Genomic DNA, 19,203 nt, shown 5'->3' on the forward strand with positions numbered 1-19,203 from the left:
TTATTTAATCTCATTTTCTTTACGATACGGAAACGGCGACACGCCGACCTGTTTTTTAAACACTTTACTAAAATAATTCTCATCATCGTATCCGAGTTGATTGGCGATATCGGCTATCGAAAGTGTAGTTCCTTCCAGCAGCGCTTTGGCCCGTTCCATTTTTAAATCAGTTAAATAGCTTACAACCGTTGTATGGTAAGTATCTTTGAACTTCTTGGATATATATTGTGGGCTAAAATGAAATTGCTCCGCTAAAAATGTTAATGAAATATCCTCATAAAAATGCGTGTCCAAATAATCCTTAATGTCCGCCATACTTCTCCCCGATGAGGTAAGCGGATTCAAACCTTCTATTAAAGTGTGGACTTGATCTACGAGTACCTTCTCCCATTCATCCAAATCGTTAATCCACAGTGGCATATACGGGACCTGCACATCATCCGTCTGATTTTGGACCAATTGCTTACAGCGGCCAAGCAGTAAATTCGCTTCCATCGTGCAAACCTGAAGTTCCTTAAGCAGCAATGCTCCTCTTTGCCTTAAAGCGTCTGTGTACTTGTTCAGGAGATCTGTAGCAAACGCTTTGTTGCCCGTTTCTATCACTTTTTTCAGCAAAAATAACTCGTTCATCAAAGATGGCAGCTCATGCGGCGCTTTAGCAGCTGGATGAGCCCCCTCTGACAGCACATCCCCATTTAAGAGCGTATTCCTTGCGTCTCCTATGACTTTATGAATGTGAGTTAAATCGGCAAAACCTCTGTTCGAGCCAACCATTACATCGAGTTGAATCGTTTGTTTCCATGCCCGCATCAACCGATCCACATAAAACTTGTAATCATCCTCGTTCGATCCCCAAGTATCTCCACCCATAAGCAGCAGCCATTGATAATCATCCAGTCTACAGAGGTAATGGGCAAAGTGGCTGCCCAGCGCATATTGGGCAATGTTGCCGACCGCATACGTGAACAAATCGTCATCCATCATAAAGCGCTGATCCAGGATACGTTTTCGGTTTTTGGGGAGGATGAGTGCGATTTTGATCGATTGCTCGGGCAGACCCGTTTTCTCAAATATTTTGCGTACGGATGGCGATAAAGGGATCTCCCCGCGGAAGTAGGAGGCCAGCTTTTTTTCGTCCAGCAGGGCATCCGCTTTCCGTACCATATATCCCCTTTCCATTTCGGTTTGCTTCGAATCTGAATGTTCCTTCCAAACCTGAATGGCCTTTTGCAGAGCATCTTCTACATCTTTTCTGCGGAACGGCTTTAAGATATAGTCGACTCCCTTGGCCTTGATCGTTGCGCGGGTATATTCAAAATCGTCGTAGCCGCTGATCACAATAACATGTGTATCGTAGCCTTCCTCCTTTATTTTTTGGAGCAGCTCAATCCCGTTCATCTGAGGCATTCTCATATCACAGAACATGACAGCTGGCTTATATGCTTTCAAGCACTCCAGCGCTTCTATCCCGTTCTCAGCCATATACCTGCCAGTAACACCAAATTTCTCCCAATCGACTGACAGGTCAATTGCCTCTCTAACGTGCTCTTCATCATCGACAATTAATACATTCATACTATAGGTCCTCCTGGATCGGAATGATCAGACTAATTTCCGTTTTGTCATAAGGTGTGCTGGTAATATGCCACTTAAATTGATCTCCATATTTGAGCCGTAATCGCTGCAGCACATTGATTAATCCGATGCCGCCTTCCTCGCGCTTGTATACGCTGGGTTCATTAAAGCGCAGCTGAACCTGTTCGATTTCGTTATAATCCATCCCTTTTCCATTGTCTGTAATGTGAATGGTCAACCAGCCAGCTTCCAGCGCCATATCCAAATGAATCGTGCCCATGCCTGTCCCGCTTTCAATGCCATGGATAATGCTGTTCTCCACGAGCGGCTGCAATATCATTTTGGGAACCCTCACTCTTAACGCGTCCGGCTCACTGTGTATGCTGTATGACAGCTTGTGCTTGAACCTGTTTTCCTGAAGAGAAAGGTAATCCTCAATATGCTCAATTTCCTGCTGCAAGTAAACGGTTTCCGTATTGAAATCCATGCTGTACCTCAGGATTGACCCGAGCTGAAATATTTTATCGTTAATTTCCTCGACCCCATGACGGAGTGCTACGGTACCAATCGATTGCAGTGTATTATATAAAAAATGCGGATTGATTTGCGCCTGCAGCATTTTTAGCTGGGCCGTTGAGATTTCAATGCGCTGTTCATACTCCCGAATAATCATTTCCTTCAAATTACGAACCATCGTTTGAAAACGAAGCTCGAGAATGCCGATTTCGTCCTCTCGGGTCTTGAATTCTTCGACATCGAACTGTCCGATCTCCACTCGGGTCATATTGCGAATCAGCCTTTTAATTGGCGTAATTGTCGAGTAGGATATGATGAATGTAAATAATAGAATGAATGCAAGCGCTATGAACTGGATCGCAATGGATTGGTCCAACGTTTTTTGGGCCGCCTGGTTAATGAAATCCGAAGGAATAAATTTGATCATGGTAAGTGGCATCTCATAAAACGTATCGTTAACGATGATGAATACTCCTTTTTTTCCGTTATATTCACCGTATTGATAGCCCGGCTGCTCATCCTGTATATTCAAACCAAGCTCTGATTGCTGCATAGCAGATGCATCCGCTGCTCCTCTTGACGTATACATAAGCTCTCCACTGCCATCCATAAATATAAATAGCGACTCTTGTCCTGGATCGAATAGCTGTCTGCTTAAACGTCCAATTTCGTCTAACGAAATATACATGGACAGCAGTCCCAGCACATTAGGCTTCGGATAATCAATGAGCTTTTTATTAATGGTTAAATAGCGATTGCCATTGAGCTGCTGCATCTCATAATCTGGAATGGTAGTCCAAGATTCTTTATGATCGGATGGAAGCTGCAGTTGTTGGGGAATACTCAGGACTGAATAGTTAAACTTTGCATATTTTTGTCCACTCATCCCACTATGAAAATTGACTACTTTAATTTCAGGCCGACTGTACATTAAATAAGCCACTTGACGGTCGATATACATATCCTGCTGAAAATTCGTTTTCTCCAGCCAGAGATCCTCCATCAGGTTTTGATCGTAGTACCACGATACCGATAATTGATTTAATTCCTCTAAATATTTTTTGACGTTTTCCATGCCAATACTCATCGTTTTCCGATTCAGCTCGATCATGTTCGCCTGAAGTGTAGCTGAGGTTGACCTGTACGAGATTAGGTTGGAGCATAGAAAAGGTATGGTTGTAGCCAGAAGAGACCAAACTAATAATTTGACAAATAAGCTGCGTTTATACATTCAGATCACCTGCCTCTTCAAGTAATTAAAGATTCTAAAGCATCTGATCATTATAACAAATCCTCATGACAGAAATAATGTAAAATTACAGATGAAATAAGGATTATTTTAATGTAATCAATGCAATAATAAAACAAGTCCTTTTTTGGCAAATACCGGATCGTATATTATTGTCCCCAACTTCAGGTTTCTCTGCATGAAAATAAAAAAAGGATGATCATCACCAATGTGAGATCAACCTTTTCATATTTAATATGACTATTTATATCGATTTAATTTGATTTCGCAATTCATTATCCGACAATCTTAATTGTTCAATCTCCTGCTTCATATATACATTAAAAAGCTCCTTACTGACCGTACGTCCATCCAATAAAATTTCCAAGCCTTCCAATTGCAGATAATATTTGGAGCCTGCCGGATATAGCACACGTCCCATGGCGGAGGACATTCCGATATAATTTTGCAATCGTTTTGCTTGCTCCGGATTCGTTGTGTGCAGATCAAACAGTCTGACATATAAATCAGGTTGGAAATTGGCCATAATTCCACTATAACCTGATGCACCCTGCTCTAAGGAACTTAATAGTGTTGCCGATTCTGCATTAAAGATTTGCAGCTGTGTGCCTCTCACAGCCTCCAGCTTGGCTTCCATATGCGCAGGAACACCTTCCGTATCCTTCAGGAAATAGAATCGGTTCGTATCCGCGCACCATTTCAGCAATTCGGGTGTTAAGGAGCGTTTGTATGGAACCGGGCATTCGTAAAGTCCAAATTTGATATGCGGCACGTTAGTCAGGATGGTCTCGACATTTTGTTTAAAAACCTCTTCAGATTCGTAGGCAGTAGCCAAACGATTCACATTTAATACAAAGGCATCCACACCTATAGCCGATATTTGTTTGATTTCCTCGATTTGGTCCTCTATCGAATAAGAAATATGGCCTGATGCGACAACCGGTACTCTGCTGCCTGCTTGCTCTTTAACAAACTTTGCTACCTGCACACGCTCGGCTAAAGAAAGATGATACATTTCACTTGATAGGCACACGGCAAACAATCCATGCACGCCTTTCGCTATATACCATTCGATCAACCGCTCCAACCCATCGTAATCTATTTGTTTGGTTGCCTTGAATGGAGTAACCATTGTCGGCCATACACCTTTAGTAATATTCATGGTTAGTTCCTCTCTTATTAAGGTAATTTTACACCACGGGCACTAACATAGAGCTGATACCATTCTTCCCGTGTCATCAGGTCTGCTTGACGTTCGGCATCACGGCAGGCAACAATCCTCTGAAGGTTGGTCGTACCGATCACAGGCTGGATTCGAGATGGATGCCTCATCAGCCAGCCAAGTACAATCGCCTCCTGCGACGTTTCCTTCTGCTGTGCCAGCTTTGCCACTAACGCTGCTGTTTGACGAACAGCTTCCGACGCTCCGTCAATGGGCTGTCCTGAAAATATACCCTTGGCCAGCGGACTCCAAGCCTGTAGTTGAATGTGCTCTGTATGGCAATGCTCCAACAAACCATCAGCAAAATTGACGCTGGTTCCAGCTTCCTGATTGATATGAACCCCCTGATCAAGGAAATGCAGATGCGCAAGGCTTATTTCGAGCTGATTGACGATGAACGGTTGCGATGAAGCCTGCTGCAGGAAACGGATTTGTCCTGCGCTCATGTTGGATACACCGAATCGTTTAACCTTGCCTGACGTATACAAGGTTTCGATCACTTCGGCAACTTCGTCTGGCTCCATCAATGGATCTGGACGATGAAGCAGCAATATATCCAAAGTCTCGATTCCGAGACGCTTCAGGATTCCCTCGACGGAATTCAGGATATAGTCTTTTGAAAAATCATAACGTCCCGGAACATCACCGTCCGCGAAGCGAATGCCGCATTTGGACTGAATAATCATGTTATCCCGTAAGGAAGGACGAGCCTTCAGCATTTGCCCGAATACGAGCTCAGCCTTGCCACTCCGATAAATATCTGCATGATCGAACATGCTAATGCCTGCTTCTAAAGCGGCCTCGGTTACTTGTTCAGCTTGATGTACATGTTCTTTGGTGATAGGCCCATTAGTCCAGTCCCCGCCCAATCCCATACATCCAAATACGAGTCTGCTCGTGTTCAATCCCCAATGTGCTAACGGTTGCGGCTTCATAAATTCCTCCTGCTGCTGATATATAATCGATACGAAACTCCAGCATCGAATTATGAGTTGGCTGTCACTTTATTTACGATATTGCTTTCATACACTTCTAATAATTGCTTAATAATAACAGGATCAGTAAGCGGTGGTGTTGGCAATTTAGGCAAGCCAGGAATTCCTTCGTGCTCCATGATCACTTTAATACCTGGAATCACGCCAACATCCGGACGATCCAGCATTTCATATACGTTGTTTGCCTGTATTTGCAGCTTTTGTGCTTTTTCCAGATTACCTGCCTTGTATTCATCCCACATGACGCGCATATGTCCGCAGGTCACACTTTGCAGCGCACCTATCGCTCCATCGGCACCTAACAGCGCTCCTGCTTGAACCATTGTATCGACACCGGTGAGCAGATTCAACTCCGGCATATATTTTCTGATGCGCTCCAAGTAGTAGAAGTTGCTGTCCGTATATTTAATACCGGCAAAATTCCTGACCTGTGACATCGTTTCCACAAGCTTTACCGCAGTTGCACGTTTTCCTGTATCATTATCAATAATTTCCTGATTCCAGTAAATGTAAAAAGGGAGATCAGAAGCTTCAGCCAGGTTTTTAAAATACAACACGTTTTCTTGCAGCGTAGCTGAATTGGATAAAGGTACCGAAGACACAGCAAATGCTCCTGCTTCTGTTGCATGACGGGTTAAATCCAGTGCTTCTTCTTCATTGGAATAGCCAACATGGACAATAACCGGTATCCTTCCGTTATTGATACCAAGCACGATCTCTGTCCACTCTTTTCTCTCAGCTACCGACATCAGCCTGCCTTCGCCTGTGTAACCCAGCATGTATAGGCCATCTGCGCGTTCCTCTACATACTTTTCCAACAGCTTTTCAGCTGAATTCTTTACCAAATTGCCATACTTGTCGAAGGGTGTCACCAGTGCGGGAATAATCCCTGTTATTGTTGCTGCCATTATTTTTTTCCTCCCGTTTCTATCATTATTGTATGGTTTACTAGCCTTTAATAGCTCCACTCGTCAATCCTGCTATAAAGAAACGATTCAAGAACAAATATACAACCAGCATAGGGATTATCGACATGGTCGTTCCAGCCAGCATCAAATTCCACGAGCTTACTGTTTCTCCTCGACTCTTAAGAGCAACGACACCGACCACAAGTGGTGAATTATTCGGGTTGCCAATTGTGAATACCATAGGCAGCAAATAATCGTTCCATGCATTCATGAAGGATAATAGGCCAATCGTTGCAATTAAAGGCTTGATCAGAGGAAATATCATATTCCAAAATATTCTAAAAAAACTGCATCCGTCCATCTTGGCTGCTTCATCAATTTCCGGAGAAATCGTATCAATATATTTGCGGGCAATATACAGCTGAGTAATGTTAAAGCCCAATATATTGATAATGATAACTCCCCACAGCGATGTGTTGAGATGGAATAATTTGGCCACGATCAGCTGCGGATACAGATACAGCGTACCTGCAGAAATAAACATCGTAGATACGAGTATGACAAAAATCAGATTTTTACCGGGAAATTTCCCTCTGGAAAACACATATCCACCCATGGTCGAAGTGACAATAGTGCCCACTACAATGAAAAATGTCATATAAATACTATTCCACGTATACAAATCGAAATGTCCCAGCTTCCAAGCATCCACATAGTTTTTAACGCTGAAGCTGGTTGGAAGCAAACTACCTGAGGACATCACCTCCAGGTTGGTCTTGAAGGATGAGAGCATCGTATACAAGATAGGAAATAACGTCAGAACAAAGAGTATACTTAGCCCCGTGTACAGTATCGTGGAAGAGATGGCCTTATGGGTATTCATGTGAAGCAAATGCACCTCCTCGGTTCCTAATAAACGGTTTAATCATTTTTGGTCAGCTTATAATACAATCCGGTTATCACAGCCAGCACCAGACCCGTAATGACTGAAAGCGAAGACGCATAACCGAACTGGTTCATCGAATCGGATACTCCGTAGGAGAAGAAGTATTTGAATACATAGGTCATGACTACTTCCGTCTGTCCCCCAGGCTGTCCATTCGTGAGTACGAGTACCAAGTCGGCCATCTTCATGCTTCCAATGATCGCCAGCATCAATAAGACTTTCATGATAGGCGCCAGCATCGGCAGTGTAATATAGATGAATTTTTGCCAACGGGTTACCCCATCGATTTCAGCACATTCATACAATTCGTTAGGTATCGTCTGCATACCCATTAGAAAAAACACCATATTAATTCCGAAATTGTGCCAAACACTGGCAATGACAATGATGGTGTTAGCAAGTGCCTTCGTCCCAAACCATTCAATCGAGGTGTCCATAAGTCCGGTTTTGATAAACACCTGGTTCACGATACCCTGGTAAGGCTCGAACATGAGGAAGAAAATCAGACCGATGACCGCTGTACTAATAATCGTCGGCATAAAGAAAGCGGTACGGAACATCGAATTGATTCGCGTCCCCTTATTGAGCAGCACCGCCAGGAATAAGGCCAACGGAAATTCGATCGCTAGCTTGGCAAAAACGATAATGAATGTATTCAGCAGTGCTTCCCAATATTTGGGATCTCGTGTAAAAGCTCTTATAAAATTATCAATTCCGATGAATTTGGCCGTCGTTATGCCATCATAATCATAGAATGCCCATTTCATCAGCCACAGCATGGGATAAATCGTAAAGAACGCAAATCCGATCAGCATTGGCAGCAGCATCAGATAGGCTTGAAATGAATCTTTACCGAGCACTCTGCCCACGATGGAATGCTCATACCTTTGGCGGTATTTCAATGTTGCGGTCTTCATAAGCTGCTCCTTTCCTGCCAAACATCTGTCATCGTTTCAATGTGGTGTCCCAAGCTCCGTCCTTAAATGGACCGAGATCAAAACCATCCTTGATCGCCCGTGTCAAAGCGTCGTTGTATCGTTTATCAAGACCTTCCAGTTCTTTGCCGATATCGGTTACAGAGCCTGATAAAATCTTGCCAATAATATTCTGATACGTGTCACCCTCCAGCTTAATCGCTCCATCCGGTGGTGTTTTGGTGAAATAGGAGGTGCTTAAATCAGAAAATTCCTTCCATCCCTTCTTATCAGGCGTTTTGGCTCCTTCGATTGCTTTGGCATTTGCCATAAAATCTACGCCTTCTTCGTGCATATCTCTTTGGAACTTCTTGCTGTGTACATATTCATAAACGATAAAGCTCTTTTCCGGATTTTTTTTGGCAGCTGCTCCAAACACTAGGTAATCGCCGATTTGGGCATATTCTTTATAGCGCTTTGCTGTGTCCAACACCGGTACATGCGCTACGCCCCAATCATCCTTTGGCTTTAAGGCGTCAGTTAAGTTAGTAACTTCCCAGCTCGCGCCCATCATCATACCAATACGTCCCTCAGCAAACTGCGCTCGTAAATTATCAATCGCCATCCCCTCAGCTCCGGGAAAAATGCTTTTGTCCTGCTTCATCTGGACAATCTTTTCCAGAATCGGTTTGAAATCGATAAATCGGTATTGACCCTTCTGGAAGTCGTATCCCATATGTCCAACAGAGGGAGCGAACATCACGGCATTTGACCACTTGCCGCCCATCGCGCCTACATCCTTGAGATGTGTACCAAAGCCATATTCCTTACCTTCACCTGCAGCTGTAATTTTCTTCGCAGCCGAAACAACCTCATCCCAGGTTTGCGGAACTTCCTTGATCCCCGCTTTTTCAAATAACCGCTTGTTATACAGCATTTTGGTCGTAATCACTACGAATGGAACCGAATAGGTTTTCCCTTTGTAAGTGTTATATTCAGGAATAATCATATCTTTATAGTCCTTTAGAAATTCAGGAGCTTTGGCAAAATCCTCAAGCGGAAGCATCCAGCCTGCATTGATGAACGGGTCCTTAACCGTACCCACGAACTTATACAGCTCAGGTCCCTGATCTGCAGCCAACGCAACCTTCAACGCATCCGCATAATCATTACCCATCGCGCGAAACTCCAGGTTGATACCCTGCTCTTTGCCAATCGTAGCGTTAAATTCATCCATCTTACGTTTCATAAATTCGCTCTTATCATTGTGCCATAAGCGAATCGTCACTACCTTGTTATCTGGCGTGCCAGTAACACCCGCTGCTCCTGTAGTTTTCTCTGGAGTGGAGCTGCAGCCTGCCAGCAACGTCGTACCCATAGCTGTCATTAATACCATGCCTGTCCATTTGCTCATGTTCAAGCCCATTCTAACACCGCCCTATTCTATTTATGGATAATCCAGCCTTGTGTAAGCGCTTAGACAATGAGCTGTGATTACACTATTGATCATAATGGAATGATGCTCTAAAGTCAGTGCATTAACTTATGATAAAGACTCTAATATCTTAAAGGGTACTCTAATTATTTATGCTCATTGCGGTATTGCTGAGGTTGTAATCCCGTATATTTCTTAAATGCCGTACTAAAGTAATTGTGGTTATCGTAGCCGAGCCCTTCAGCGATTTCCCATATTTTCATTTTGGTTGTTTTTAATAAACGTCCTGCTTCCTCCATCCTGACCTGGTTCAAATATTCATTGATGGTCTCTCCCGTTTCTCTTTTGAAAACCGAGCAAATATAAGTAACCGACATGAAAACCTCGTCAGCGATTTCCGATAAACTCAAGTTTTGCGTATACTGCCTTTTGATAATAGCTTTGATTTTATTCACAAGATCCAGATGCTTCTGGTTATACTTCTGTGTGTAATAATTGGCTGCCTCTACGAAAATCGAGGTCATGAGCAGCTTCATTTCCTGGATATGCTCCGCCTTTAATATGTTAAACAGAACCAGATTACGATTAGGAAGAATCCGCTCCAAATCCTCACCCATTTCATATACTTTTCGGTAGGTTCCACTGATTAATTCCATGCAAAAGCCTCTAATGGACTCCACATCGGAATTCAGAAAACCATTAAAAATCGTATCCAACAGCTGTAACCCGCCATTCGTATCACCGAGCATAATAAAACCGATTAATCGGTTCTCGGCCTCGAACAAGTTCGTATAATCCATGGAATCGAGTTCACGTTTCGCATGCCTATTCGTAATATCTTCAATTCGGATGATGGATCGCAAGCCCGTATAAAATTTATGCTGAACAGCATGGACCGCATTTTTGTAAGAAGCGTACACGCGGTCAATGCTTCCCACCTGATTGCCGGTTCCAATAGAGACTGATATTTTCAAATATTTAAATAAGGACTGGATCATTTCCTCACAAATTTGGATATGCTTATCGTCGTGCTGCGACTTTTCATTGAAGATTAGCACAAACTCGTTCTCATTCAAGCAATGAACGATACCAGCGTCATAATTTCGGAAGATCTCGTCTGTAATATTTTGAATGGAAAAGCTCATTAGCTGCTTCTCTGCTTCTTTCTTGTTTTCAATCTGCTTCAAATAATTGTCCATTTGCATAACGGCCACCATCAAGCAGGTATCAGCTTGCAGCGGTAATTGAAAGTAATCCAGCTTATCTCGGATCTCCTGTCCATTAAAGGTAACGCCTAACAGCAAATCTCTTAAAAACTTTTCCTTCATCAGTCTGGAATTTCCATTCAGCTGCTGCTTGAGTTGTTCAATTTTGTGGTGCATATTACGTTCCATATCGATATTGCTAACAACCTTCGTGATCACCTCTCGAATATCATTGATCTTGATCGGCTTGAGAATATAACCTTCAGCGTTAATTTCCAATGCGGTTTTGGCATAATTAAAATCCTGGATGCCGCTTATAATAATAATTTTGGTTCTGCTGCCTGCCTCCTTCAAATTCATAGCGACTTCCAAGCCATCCATAAAAGGCATCTTGATATCCGTAAACAAAATATCAGGAGCTAATTCACTGCACAGATCAAAGGCTTGCTGTCCATGCTCGGCTTCTCCAACAATCGTGATTCCGTATTCCTCCCAAGGGATAACCTCCCTCAAGGTTTCTCGTACAATAAAATCATCATCAGCTAATACCATCCTCAACATGGTAACCCTCCATTGTCCATAAAATTGGAATTTCGACTACCGACGTTAAACCGCCGTCCTCATTGATATAAAAACGCACACCATATTTCATCCCAAATAGTCGTTTAATCCGCTCGTTTACATTTCTCGTACCGAATGATTTGGACGTATGGCTTTCAAAGTCCAGCATTTCATGCATCTCTTCCACATTAGCGCCTGCACCATTATCGGAAATACTGATTTGGAGCTTCTCCCCCTGCTTGACGACGCTTAAACGGATCCAGCCCTCACCCTCCACCTTTTGAATACCATGTATAATTGAATTCTCAACCAGTGGTTGTAAAATTAATTTAACTGTCAGACATTGCAAAATATCGTTGGGAAAGTCCAAAGTATAGTTCAGCTTGCCGCCAAAACGCATTTTTTGAATTTCCAGATAGCTCTCCACATGCTTCTTCTCATCATTAAGCGTGATAATGCTTTTCCCTTTGCTAAGACCATACCTGAAGAAGTTGGATAACGAACTAACCATATCACTAATATTAGGAACATTGTATCTCATTGCATATAAATTAATAGAGTCCAAGGCATTATACAGAAAGTGCGGATTAATCTGCGCCTGTAAGGCCTTCAGTTCCGCGTCCTTGGCTTGCAGTTCCGCTTCCTTCTTGCTCACCTCGCTCACATATAATCTTTCGACCAAATCTTTGATTTTCTCCATCATCTGCTTGTATTGTTCAAATAAAATACCGAACTCATCCTTCTTGCGATATCTTAATTTTATATCAAAATTACCATGCTCAATGGTAGACATCGACTTCACCAAGGCTAGTATGGGCTTGGATATGTTGCCCGAGAGGACCAAGGCCGTAAGTAAAGCAAATAGCATACAGATCACAATGACGAAAACCATGATTTGGTTCAAGTTTTTTTGTTCAATATTAACTTCATTCAACGGGGTTAAGGAAAGAATTGTCCACTTCAGGGGTACGATATAATTAGTTGAGATGAGCATCGGTTTACCATCTATGTGATCCATATGAGATTGTTCAGCTTGGTCATGCATGTCTTTTACCAGCTTTCGGATCACTTCCGAATCCTTAACCGAGTGGGCGCCGTCAGGGGATAGATCACTGCTAAGAAGCACATCTCCATCAGCATTAAGCAATGAAATTGAGCTTCCGGGTGTAATTTTATAATTTTTCAGCAGGTCAACGAAAAAGTTGGCGTCGATATCGGTAGTCAGCAGCGCTGCATACGGTGCCATATCAGCAGCTCTTAGGGCGACTAATTTCTTGGCTATCTTCATCGTTTGAATCTTTTTACCGAACATGGTGATGTGATCGATCCCAACAATCGTCAACTGATTCGGAAGCTGCGAATACCATTTTTGATTCTCTACAGCGCTAATGTCAAAAACTTTATCTGTAATGTTTACGTTTTTGTATTGAGGTCGGTTTACTACAAATAATTTGGGATAAAGCGCTGTCTTCGTCAAAGCCGAAAAATCTGATAAATAATAACTATCCAATATTCGGTCCAGCTTCACGATCTCATCAATAATACCATCTGCATTGTCCGGCTGAGGTGAGCTTATAATGTGCTGCAGCTCAGGATTAAGCGCCATCAATACGGAAAAATCGTTGATCGAATCCAGCTTTTGCAGCAGAATGGATTCCACAGAGCTTAAGTTTTTGACAATCGATAGGTTGATCTTATCTGTGATGATTTCAGAAGATCGGGTATAAAAAATAATCGAAATGATCGTTGTCGGCAAAAGAATAGAGATCAGGAAATAAATGATCAATTTATTTTTTATGCTTAAATGTATTCGCCTCATGGCATCGACTCCCCATTAAACTTTTCTAACCAATCCTTACTGTGATACGATAATAACCTACCGATTTTTCCATATTCACATACTGCTTTTGGGACGGTGCAGGATACGCTGTCCAACTAATGCTCATATTTTATCCCGAAGACAGTCTGCATGGCAAATTATTTATCCAGGCTCAATAAGAGCTGGGCTGATACTGGGCACACTGAAAATTCGATATTATATACAGGATACCTCACTATAAGGGGATTTAAGGAGCTGTTGACTATGAGCAACAACCAGAGGATGAATCGTAAAGGTGTTAATTATGACGTAGGGACGTTCACTCGAGGTCAACAATCATCGTCTCGCGATGTATTCGATCCGGCTATTGTGCAGCGCGAAATGGAAATTATCAAGCATGATTTGCATTGCAATGCGGTCCGAATATCGGGACAGGATATCGCAAGACTGACTTGTGCTGCTGAGTTCGCCATCCAGCAAGGGCTAGAGGTATGGTGGTCTCCTGTTTTCGTTGATGCCGATCAACAAGAAACTTTGTCTTATTTGGCTGATTGCGCTAAAGCCGCGGAAGTCTTACGGCGACAATCACCACACATTATTTTTGTTACAGGCTGCGAGCTTACCTTCTTCATGAAGGGTCTTGTTGATGGGGATACTGCTTTTGAGCGGATCCAAACTTTTATGAAACCGTGGCGGTTGCTAAAGAGTACCGTTCTGAAGGGCTCCTTCCATAAGCGTCTAAATAGTTTTCTAGAAAAAGCTGTGGCTGTAGTCAAAGAACATTTTCAAGGGCAGCTTACCTATGCATCTGGAACCTGGGAAAATGTCAATTGGGATGTATTCGATTTTGTTGGCATTGATTATTATCGTGAGAAGCTTAACAAACATACATACCGCGAGAAGCTAAGAGCTTACTTACAATACGGAAAACCCGTGGTTGTCTTAGAGTTTGGCTGCTGCACATACCAAGGTGCTGAAGACAAAGGCGGATACGGTTGGGCCATCGTTGATCGAAATCAAATACCCAACCAGCTTAATGGCGCGTACATTCGGGATGAAAACGAGCAGGTCAATTATCTTGGAGAACTGCTGGATATATTTACAGAAGAACGAGTAGACGGTGCTTTTTGGTTCACCTTTGTCATGCCGCTGTATCCGTTTAACGATAAGCCTTTGTACGATCTGGATACGGCTAGTTACAGCTTGGTAAAAACCTATACCGATCAATATGGAGCAACTTATACAGACATGCCTTGGGAAATAAAAAAATCATTTACAGCGCTTGCTGAATATTACGCAAAGTCTTGACCTGTATGCAAGCTTCCTTATATGAATGAGAAAAAAGCCGTAGAAAATGCACGGCTTTTTTCTCATTATTAAACTTTCCATGGAACGATTCTCAAAGCGCTGCACCTGTCTGAAACAAACCATTTGGCTTCCCTCTTCTAATTCTGCTCTGCCTGATAACGGCCTTTTTCTTGACGAACAATAGCAATAAAATGACGAGCTTGTTCATCTGTTAACTGTTTACCGTTTAAAGTCAGTTGAAATCTATTCAGGATCTCTTCGTCGGACAATTCCAGACTCCTTACAAATTTCTGGATATTATTGTCCGAATTGCCTGGATCAACTGCTCTATATTTCCCTCGACCGATAGTATTCGCAGACTTAATGAGCTTGCTGATCTGGTTTATTAGCATGTTTTCCTCCCTTCGGAGCTGTGCTCTTTCGATTTGTCTACTCTACAAGCAAAGGAATGACGGTAGCACCACACATTTCATTTCATACAGTGTTGACATGTTGGCAGCTTCCGATTTATGGTATTTTAATGCATTGGTAAATGCTAAGGTATCACAACCAACGTCGCTGACTTCGCGGGAAGTGTTAACGATAGGCCTTCCGAACTGCCTTGCACAGTACCTGCCGGAGCTAAACGCTTCTGCGCTTCGAAGCGGTAAATTTGTGCCGAAGCATTCAGCGATACATCGGCTTGCACATTCGCAACACGTGGAGCCGTGTCCTTGTTGAACAGAAGTACGTATTTCTTACCTTGACTGGATACGATCGTGTACGTTCCGACTGCATCCAGGTTCGAGCTGACAGTACTGACGACTTCGCCTTCGATTCGGCTGCCTTGCCCGTCATAATTCAAGAACAGCTTGAAGGCGTCCTCGAGTGGCGTATTACCCTGCAACCCTCCCCAACGCATGGCGTAATCGACGCCTTCACGGGCGAACAACGCGAGCGCTTCGGCTTGTGCCAGGCCGCTGCCAATACCACTGCCATCGCCGAAGTTGTACTCGGAAATCGACAGCTTCATACCCGGTGCATTACGTGCAATAATATCTTGCATCCGCGGAATCAGCTTCACCGGCTCCTGAATCCAGGAGGACGCGTCCACGAAGTTCGGATCATACAACGATTTGAGAGAGTTAAAGCGGCGTTTGGTCATGGCCGACGTCTCATCGCTGGAGAATGCGATGTTATTCTCTGCTGGATAATAGTGAATATCGAGCGTATCGATCAAACGCTTGCCGGTCTGTTGGCGGTACTCTTCTACCTTGCCAAGCAGCCATTCCATGTATGGCTTGCCTTCGTGTGCCTGCATATCGGCTCCAGGAGAGCAGCCGTCCTTCGCGGAGTAGAAATACTCGCACCAGCCCCACGGCACCGGACCAAAGATGTTAGCCTCTGGATCGGCCACCTTTATCGCTTCACCGTAGGCTTTCGTATAATTCCATATTTCATCGTAGGTCGTCATTGCCGGATGTACATCCCAGTGAGAATGTGGCCACAGCATAGGCTCGTTGTCGAGCGCATAATTATGCACATAAGGGCCAAACCGGTCTTGAATATGTTTAATCCAATTGGCAATGAAATCCGGTCCGACTTTCTTCGATGTGTCCTCCGGCTTGTTGCCGGTCACGTAGCTGCCATCCTTGAGCTTGCCATTACCAGCATCCGGGCGGCACCACGCTTCATGCCAGTCGCACTCGTTGCTCTGCTGTGCACCGTATTTGGCAATTGAATAGCTCCAACTGATTTTGCGATCCTTCGGTGTCCAACCGATCGTCGGAACCTGCAGCAGCACCTCGGTACCAGCGGTCTTCGAATCCTGAATGAAACGGTCGGATAAGGAGCCGTTAGGCAGCTTGGACGCATCCGAATTGTCGTAGGGAACGTTCAGGAAGTACCAATCACCACCCCGATTTGTCGTATCGATTTCCCAATTATAACGAGTCATCGCATTGCCACCCCAACGCTTGATCGGGAATTTCATCGTGGAATGTCCTTCCGTTGGAGAATCCTCAAAGTTGACACCAAAAATGCCAGGGCTAAGCGTTCTGCGCTCCTTCGTTGAATCGATAGCCACTTTGACCGTAGGCAGCTCAGGAGCAGGCAGGTTGACGATCGATGTTGTTTTCAACAATTCAATATCGTCGATGTAGACGGTGCCTTGGTTCTGTTCACCCCACGCCGCAACGACAATACCGTCAAGATTGAGGGTACTTACCCCCAAGTCGGCAAATTTCAGCTTTACTTCCGTCCACTGATTCGCAGGTACGCCGTTCGGCAATACATTCGTCAGATCAAATTCACCGACGAAGTTGTGGTCATCCATCAGGTTGACACGCACCTTCTGCCCACCTGTCGATCCACCATGCAGCTTTAACCTCAATCCATAATAGTTGGTCAAATCGATTTTTGTATTACGATGCAGCCATATGCCTTCATAGCCTTTAGCAACAAAAGAAATGGATTTCGATCCGGAGGCTGTCGGCTGCGTGTTGCCAAAGTTCTGCGTGCCCCAGCTCCAGTCGCTGTAACCGGCTGCCATTCCGTCCGTGTAGACGGCCTCTGGCGTATTCGACACGACCTGAATGTACATCGATGCACTTGCTGAGCCGAAGCTCGCTGTAATTTTTGCAAGGCCGCTGCCAACAGCAGTGAGCGATCCTTTGTTCACTGTGATTATACTCGGATCACTCGAGGTCCAAGTTGTCTTGTCGCTGACGTCTGTGCTCGTGCTATTCGAGTAACGCGCTTCAAACGTCAGCTTGGAGCTGTCTCCTGGCGCCAATACCATGCCATATTGCGACAGAACACCCTCTACCATTGTCGGAGGTGCTACGTACTTCTCCAGCAGCCGAATGTCGTCGAGATAAACTTTGCTTTGCACGCCGTCAGTCAAACCACGGAACAGCAGCCCGTCGAACAGGTTATCCTTTATTTTCAACTCGGGTAAATTAATTTGCACCTTGGCCCATCCGTTAGCTGGAATACGTCCACTTTCGATCAGACTGCTAATATTAATTTGCCCTGCCGCTTGACCGCCCGAATTGAACACAAGCTCCAGCTGCTGTCCACCCGCTTCGCCGCCGTTTATCCAGAATTCGAGCCGATCATAATCTTTCACGTTAACAGACCCGTTATCCTTGAAGAAATACAGACCACCTCGTTGGCTCGGGTCGAAAACAACAGCCTTTTTACCTGTATGCACCCTGGACTCTTCGTTCAAGCTGTGCGGCGCCCAGCTGTAATCCTGAAATGCCGAATTGAGCGCATCTTCGTAAATCTTGATGCCCTTCTGCCCGTCATCCTCCGGCGTCTGAGCAGCATCCGTAACGGTAACGCTCACATTAGCGCTATAGGAACCATATACCGCAGTAATGACGGAGGAGCCAGGCTGAAGTGCCGTCACTTTTCCATTCGCTACGGAGGAGATGCCTTCATTAGAGGAGCTCCATAACAATCCTTGTGCAAGTGGAATCTTCGTTCCGTTGGAATAAGAAGCTGTTATGGCGAGCATACCCGAATCGCTAGGCTTCAGCTCCATATGTGATGGCGATGCTTCAATTCCCGTCATCACGACCACATCGTCGGATACGGTAATTGTCGACGTGGCAGAGAACCCGCCATATTGCGCCGTCACGAGCGCTGCCCCTCCCCTCTGACCCACAACTTTGCCTGCAGCGTTGACGGTAACAACGGCAGGGTCGTTAGTGCTCCATGTAATACCTTGGGGAACCGGAGCCGTCTTTCCGTCGGAATAGGTCGCGGTAATACTCAAAGCACCTTCCTGCCCTTTTTTAAGATTTAGTGAAACAGATGACATCGAGATGCTTGTGAGCTTCTGCTCTTGGACAACCCCGCCACCATTCAAGACGAGATCATCGAAATAAACCTCCGGCTGTTGACCAGATACGGTACCGCGGATGAGAATCCCGTCAAAGAGGCCGTTTGGCATGTTCAGCTTGCTAAGATCAATGCTGGTTTTCTGCCACGTACCGGACTTGAACACAGCTGGATCCAGCTGTTGGGTGGCGACAGGCTGCCCACCCGCTTGCATGACGACTTCGATTTTCTGTGCGTTTCCTTTACCGCCATTAGACCATAGCTCAAGAACCGGATAATCGGAAACCTGAAGGATGCGATCGTTATACAAGTATAGACCATCGTCGTTGTTCGGTATCATCCGAATCGATTTGGTTCCAGCATGGCGAGTTGTCGATTCCGATAAAGAATGCTTTGCCCAGCTGTAGTCGTTGAAAGAATTGCGCAGCTGGTCGTCGTACACGATAAGCTTTGCAGGAGCAGTCGCTGCCTCGGCTGCCGGCATGCCCCCAATTCCTGCTGCTGTGCCCGACCAGGCAACCAGCAGTGCCATCGATAGCGACAGCTTCATAGGTGTTCGGTATAAACGTTGAGTCAATGAAATGTCCTCCTTGATCAATTGGATGATAAAATCAATATTGGGCAGCAATCGAACCCCGCTAAATGAGACGGAAGACTTGATCGCATAGAGCAGGCAGCCATGATGCCATCATCATTCCCTGCCCTCTCATTTGCTCACTCAC

The 19,203-nt window shown here is 44.5% G+C and carries 13 protein-coding genes; 1 reads left to right on the top strand and 12 read right to left on the bottom strand.

The annotated features are described in order from the left end of the window. The 10 genes from NST47_RS21445 to NST47_RS21490 all read right to left on the bottom strand — a co-directional run bounded on the left by NST47_RS21445 (position 1) and on the right by NST47_RS21490 (position 13,345). Positions 1–1,575, bottom strand: a complete 1,575-nt coding sequence (locus NST47_RS21445) for a response regulator transcription factor (protein ID WP_341156952.1) — start codon at positions 1,573–1,575, stop codon at positions 1–3. A 1-nt stretch (position 1,576) separates the two neighbouring features. Further along, the gene (locus NST47_RS21450; protein WP_341156953.1) at positions 1,577–3,166 is read right to left on the bottom strand and encodes a sensor histidine kinase; all 1,590 of its coding nucleotides are present in this window, start codon (positions 3,164–3,166) and stop codon (positions 1,577–1,579) included. A gap of 418 nt (positions 3,167–3,584) precedes the next feature. Further along, the gene (locus NST47_RS21455; protein WP_341156954.1) at positions 3,585–4,502 is read right to left on the bottom strand and encodes a dihydrodipicolinate synthase family protein; all 918 of its coding nucleotides are present in this window, start codon (positions 4,500–4,502) and stop codon (positions 3,585–3,587) included. Between the two features lie 17 nt (positions 4,503–4,519). After that, on the bottom strand, positions 4,520–5,497 hold the full coding sequence (locus NST47_RS21460; RefSeq protein WP_341156955.1) for an aldo/keto reductase: 978 nt from the start codon (positions 5,495–5,497) through the stop codon (positions 4,520–4,522). Positions 5,498–5,547: 50 nt separating this feature from the next. After that, a complete protein-coding gene (locus tag NST47_RS21465; protein WP_341156956.1) occupies positions 5,548–6,465 on the bottom strand; it encodes a dihydrodipicolinate synthase family protein in 918 nt (305 codons plus the stop codon). Between the two features lie 40 nt (positions 6,466–6,505). Continuing rightward, positions 6,506–7,348, bottom strand: coding sequence for a carbohydrate ABC transporter permease (locus NST47_RS21470; RefSeq protein WP_076234907.1), 843 nt, complete (start codon positions 7,346–7,348; stop codon positions 6,506–6,508). Positions 7,349–7,386: 38 nt separating this feature from the next. Beyond that, complete coding sequence (locus NST47_RS21475; RefSeq protein WP_341156957.1) at positions 7,387–8,328, bottom strand: carbohydrate ABC transporter permease; 942 nt, start codon at positions 8,326–8,328, stop codon at positions 7,387–7,389. Between the two features lie 28 nt (positions 8,329–8,356). Further along, positions 8,357–9,739: an ABC transporter substrate-binding protein gene (locus tag NST47_RS21480; protein WP_341156958.1), complete on the bottom strand. Its 1,383-nt coding sequence runs from the start codon at positions 9,737–9,739 to the stop codon at positions 8,357–8,359. A gap of 167 nt (positions 9,740–9,906) precedes the next feature. After that, a complete protein-coding gene (locus NST47_RS21485) occupies positions 9,907–11,526 on the bottom strand; it encodes a response regulator (RefSeq protein WP_341156959.1) in 1,620 nt (539 codons plus the stop codon). Further along, a complete protein-coding gene (locus tag NST47_RS21490) occupies positions 11,504–13,345 on the bottom strand; it encodes a sensor histidine kinase (RefSeq protein ID WP_341156960.1) in 1,842 nt (613 codons plus the stop codon). Before NST47_RS21490 ends, NST47_RS21485 begins: the two co-directional genes overlap by 23 nt. Positions 13,346–13,609: 264 nt before the next feature. Between NST47_RS21490 and NST47_RS21495 the strand changes: the two genes are divergently transcribed. After that, positions 13,610–14,653: a hypothetical protein gene (locus tag NST47_RS21495; RefSeq protein ID WP_341156961.1), complete on the top strand. Its 1,044-nt coding sequence runs from the start codon at positions 13,610–13,612 to the stop codon at positions 14,651–14,653. A 137-nt stretch (positions 14,654–14,790) separates the two neighbouring features. Here the strand turns inward: NST47_RS21495 and NST47_RS21500 are convergent, their stop codons facing one another. Both NST47_RS21500 and NST47_RS21505 read right to left on the bottom strand, forming a co-directional pair. Beyond that, the gene (locus NST47_RS21500) at positions 14,791–15,045 is read right to left on the bottom strand and encodes a hypothetical protein (protein ID WP_341156962.1); all 255 of its coding nucleotides are present in this window, start codon (positions 15,043–15,045) and stop codon (positions 14,791–14,793) included. Positions 15,046–15,188: 143 nt separating this feature from the next. Beyond that, positions 15,189–19,058: a glycoside hydrolase family 44 protein gene (locus NST47_RS21505; protein WP_341156963.1), complete on the bottom strand. Its 3,870-nt coding sequence runs from the start codon at positions 19,056–19,058 to the stop codon at positions 15,189–15,191. Positions 19,059–19,203 lie beyond the last annotated feature (145 nt).

The organism is Paenibacillus sp. FSL H8-0034, assembly GCF_038000305.1.
Classification (GTDB): Bacteria; Bacillota; Bacilli; order Paenibacillales; family NBRC-103111; genus Paenibacillus_S.

What these genes read in the sequence shown, in the direction of transcription:
- NST47_RS21480 (WP_341156958.1), bottom strand. Translation starts at nt 9,739, where the DNA reads ATGAGCAAATGGACAGGCATGGTATTAATGACAGCTATGGGTACGACG.
- NST47_RS21450 (WP_341156953.1), bottom strand. Translation starts at nt 3,166, where the DNA reads ATGGAAAACGTCAAAAAATATTTAGAGGAATTAAATCAATTATCGGTA.
- NST47_RS21465 (WP_341156956.1), bottom strand. Translation starts at nt 6,465, where the DNA reads ATGGCAGCAACAATAACAGGGATTATTCCCGCACTGGTGACACCCTTC.
- NST47_RS21460 (WP_341156955.1), bottom strand. Translation starts at nt 5,497, where the DNA reads ATGAAGCCGCAACCGTTAGCACATTGGGGATTGAACACGAGCAGACTC.
- NST47_RS21475 (WP_341156957.1), bottom strand. Translation starts at nt 8,328, where the DNA reads ATGAAGACCGCAACATTGAAATACCGCCAAAGGTATGAGCATTCCATC.
- NST47_RS21445 (WP_341156952.1), bottom strand. Translation starts at nt 1,575, where the DNA reads ATGAATGTATTAATTGTCGATGATGAAGAGCACGTTAGAGAGGCAATT.
- NST47_RS21485 (WP_341156959.1), bottom strand. Translation starts at nt 11,526, where the DNA reads ATGTTGAGGATGGTATTAGCTGATGATGATTTTATTGTACGAGAAACC.
- NST47_RS21500 (WP_341156962.1), bottom strand. Translation starts at nt 15,045, where the DNA reads ATGCTAATAAACCAGATCAGCAAGCTCATTAAGTCTGCGAATACTATC.
- NST47_RS21455 (WP_341156954.1), bottom strand. Translation starts at nt 4,502, where the DNA reads ATGAATATTACTAAAGGTGTATGGCCGACAATGGTTACTCCATTCAAG.
- NST47_RS21490 (WP_341156960.1), bottom strand. Translation starts at nt 13,345, where the DNA reads ATGAGGCGAATACATTTAAGCATAAAAAATAAATTGATCATTTATTTC.
- NST47_RS21470 (WP_076234907.1), bottom strand. Translation starts at nt 7,348, where the DNA reads ATGAATACCCATAAGGCCATCTCTTCCACGATACTGTACACGGGGCTA.
- NST47_RS21495 (WP_341156961.1), top strand. Translation starts at nt 13,610, where the DNA reads ATGAGCAACAACCAGAGGATGAATCGTAAAGGTGTTAATTATGACGTA.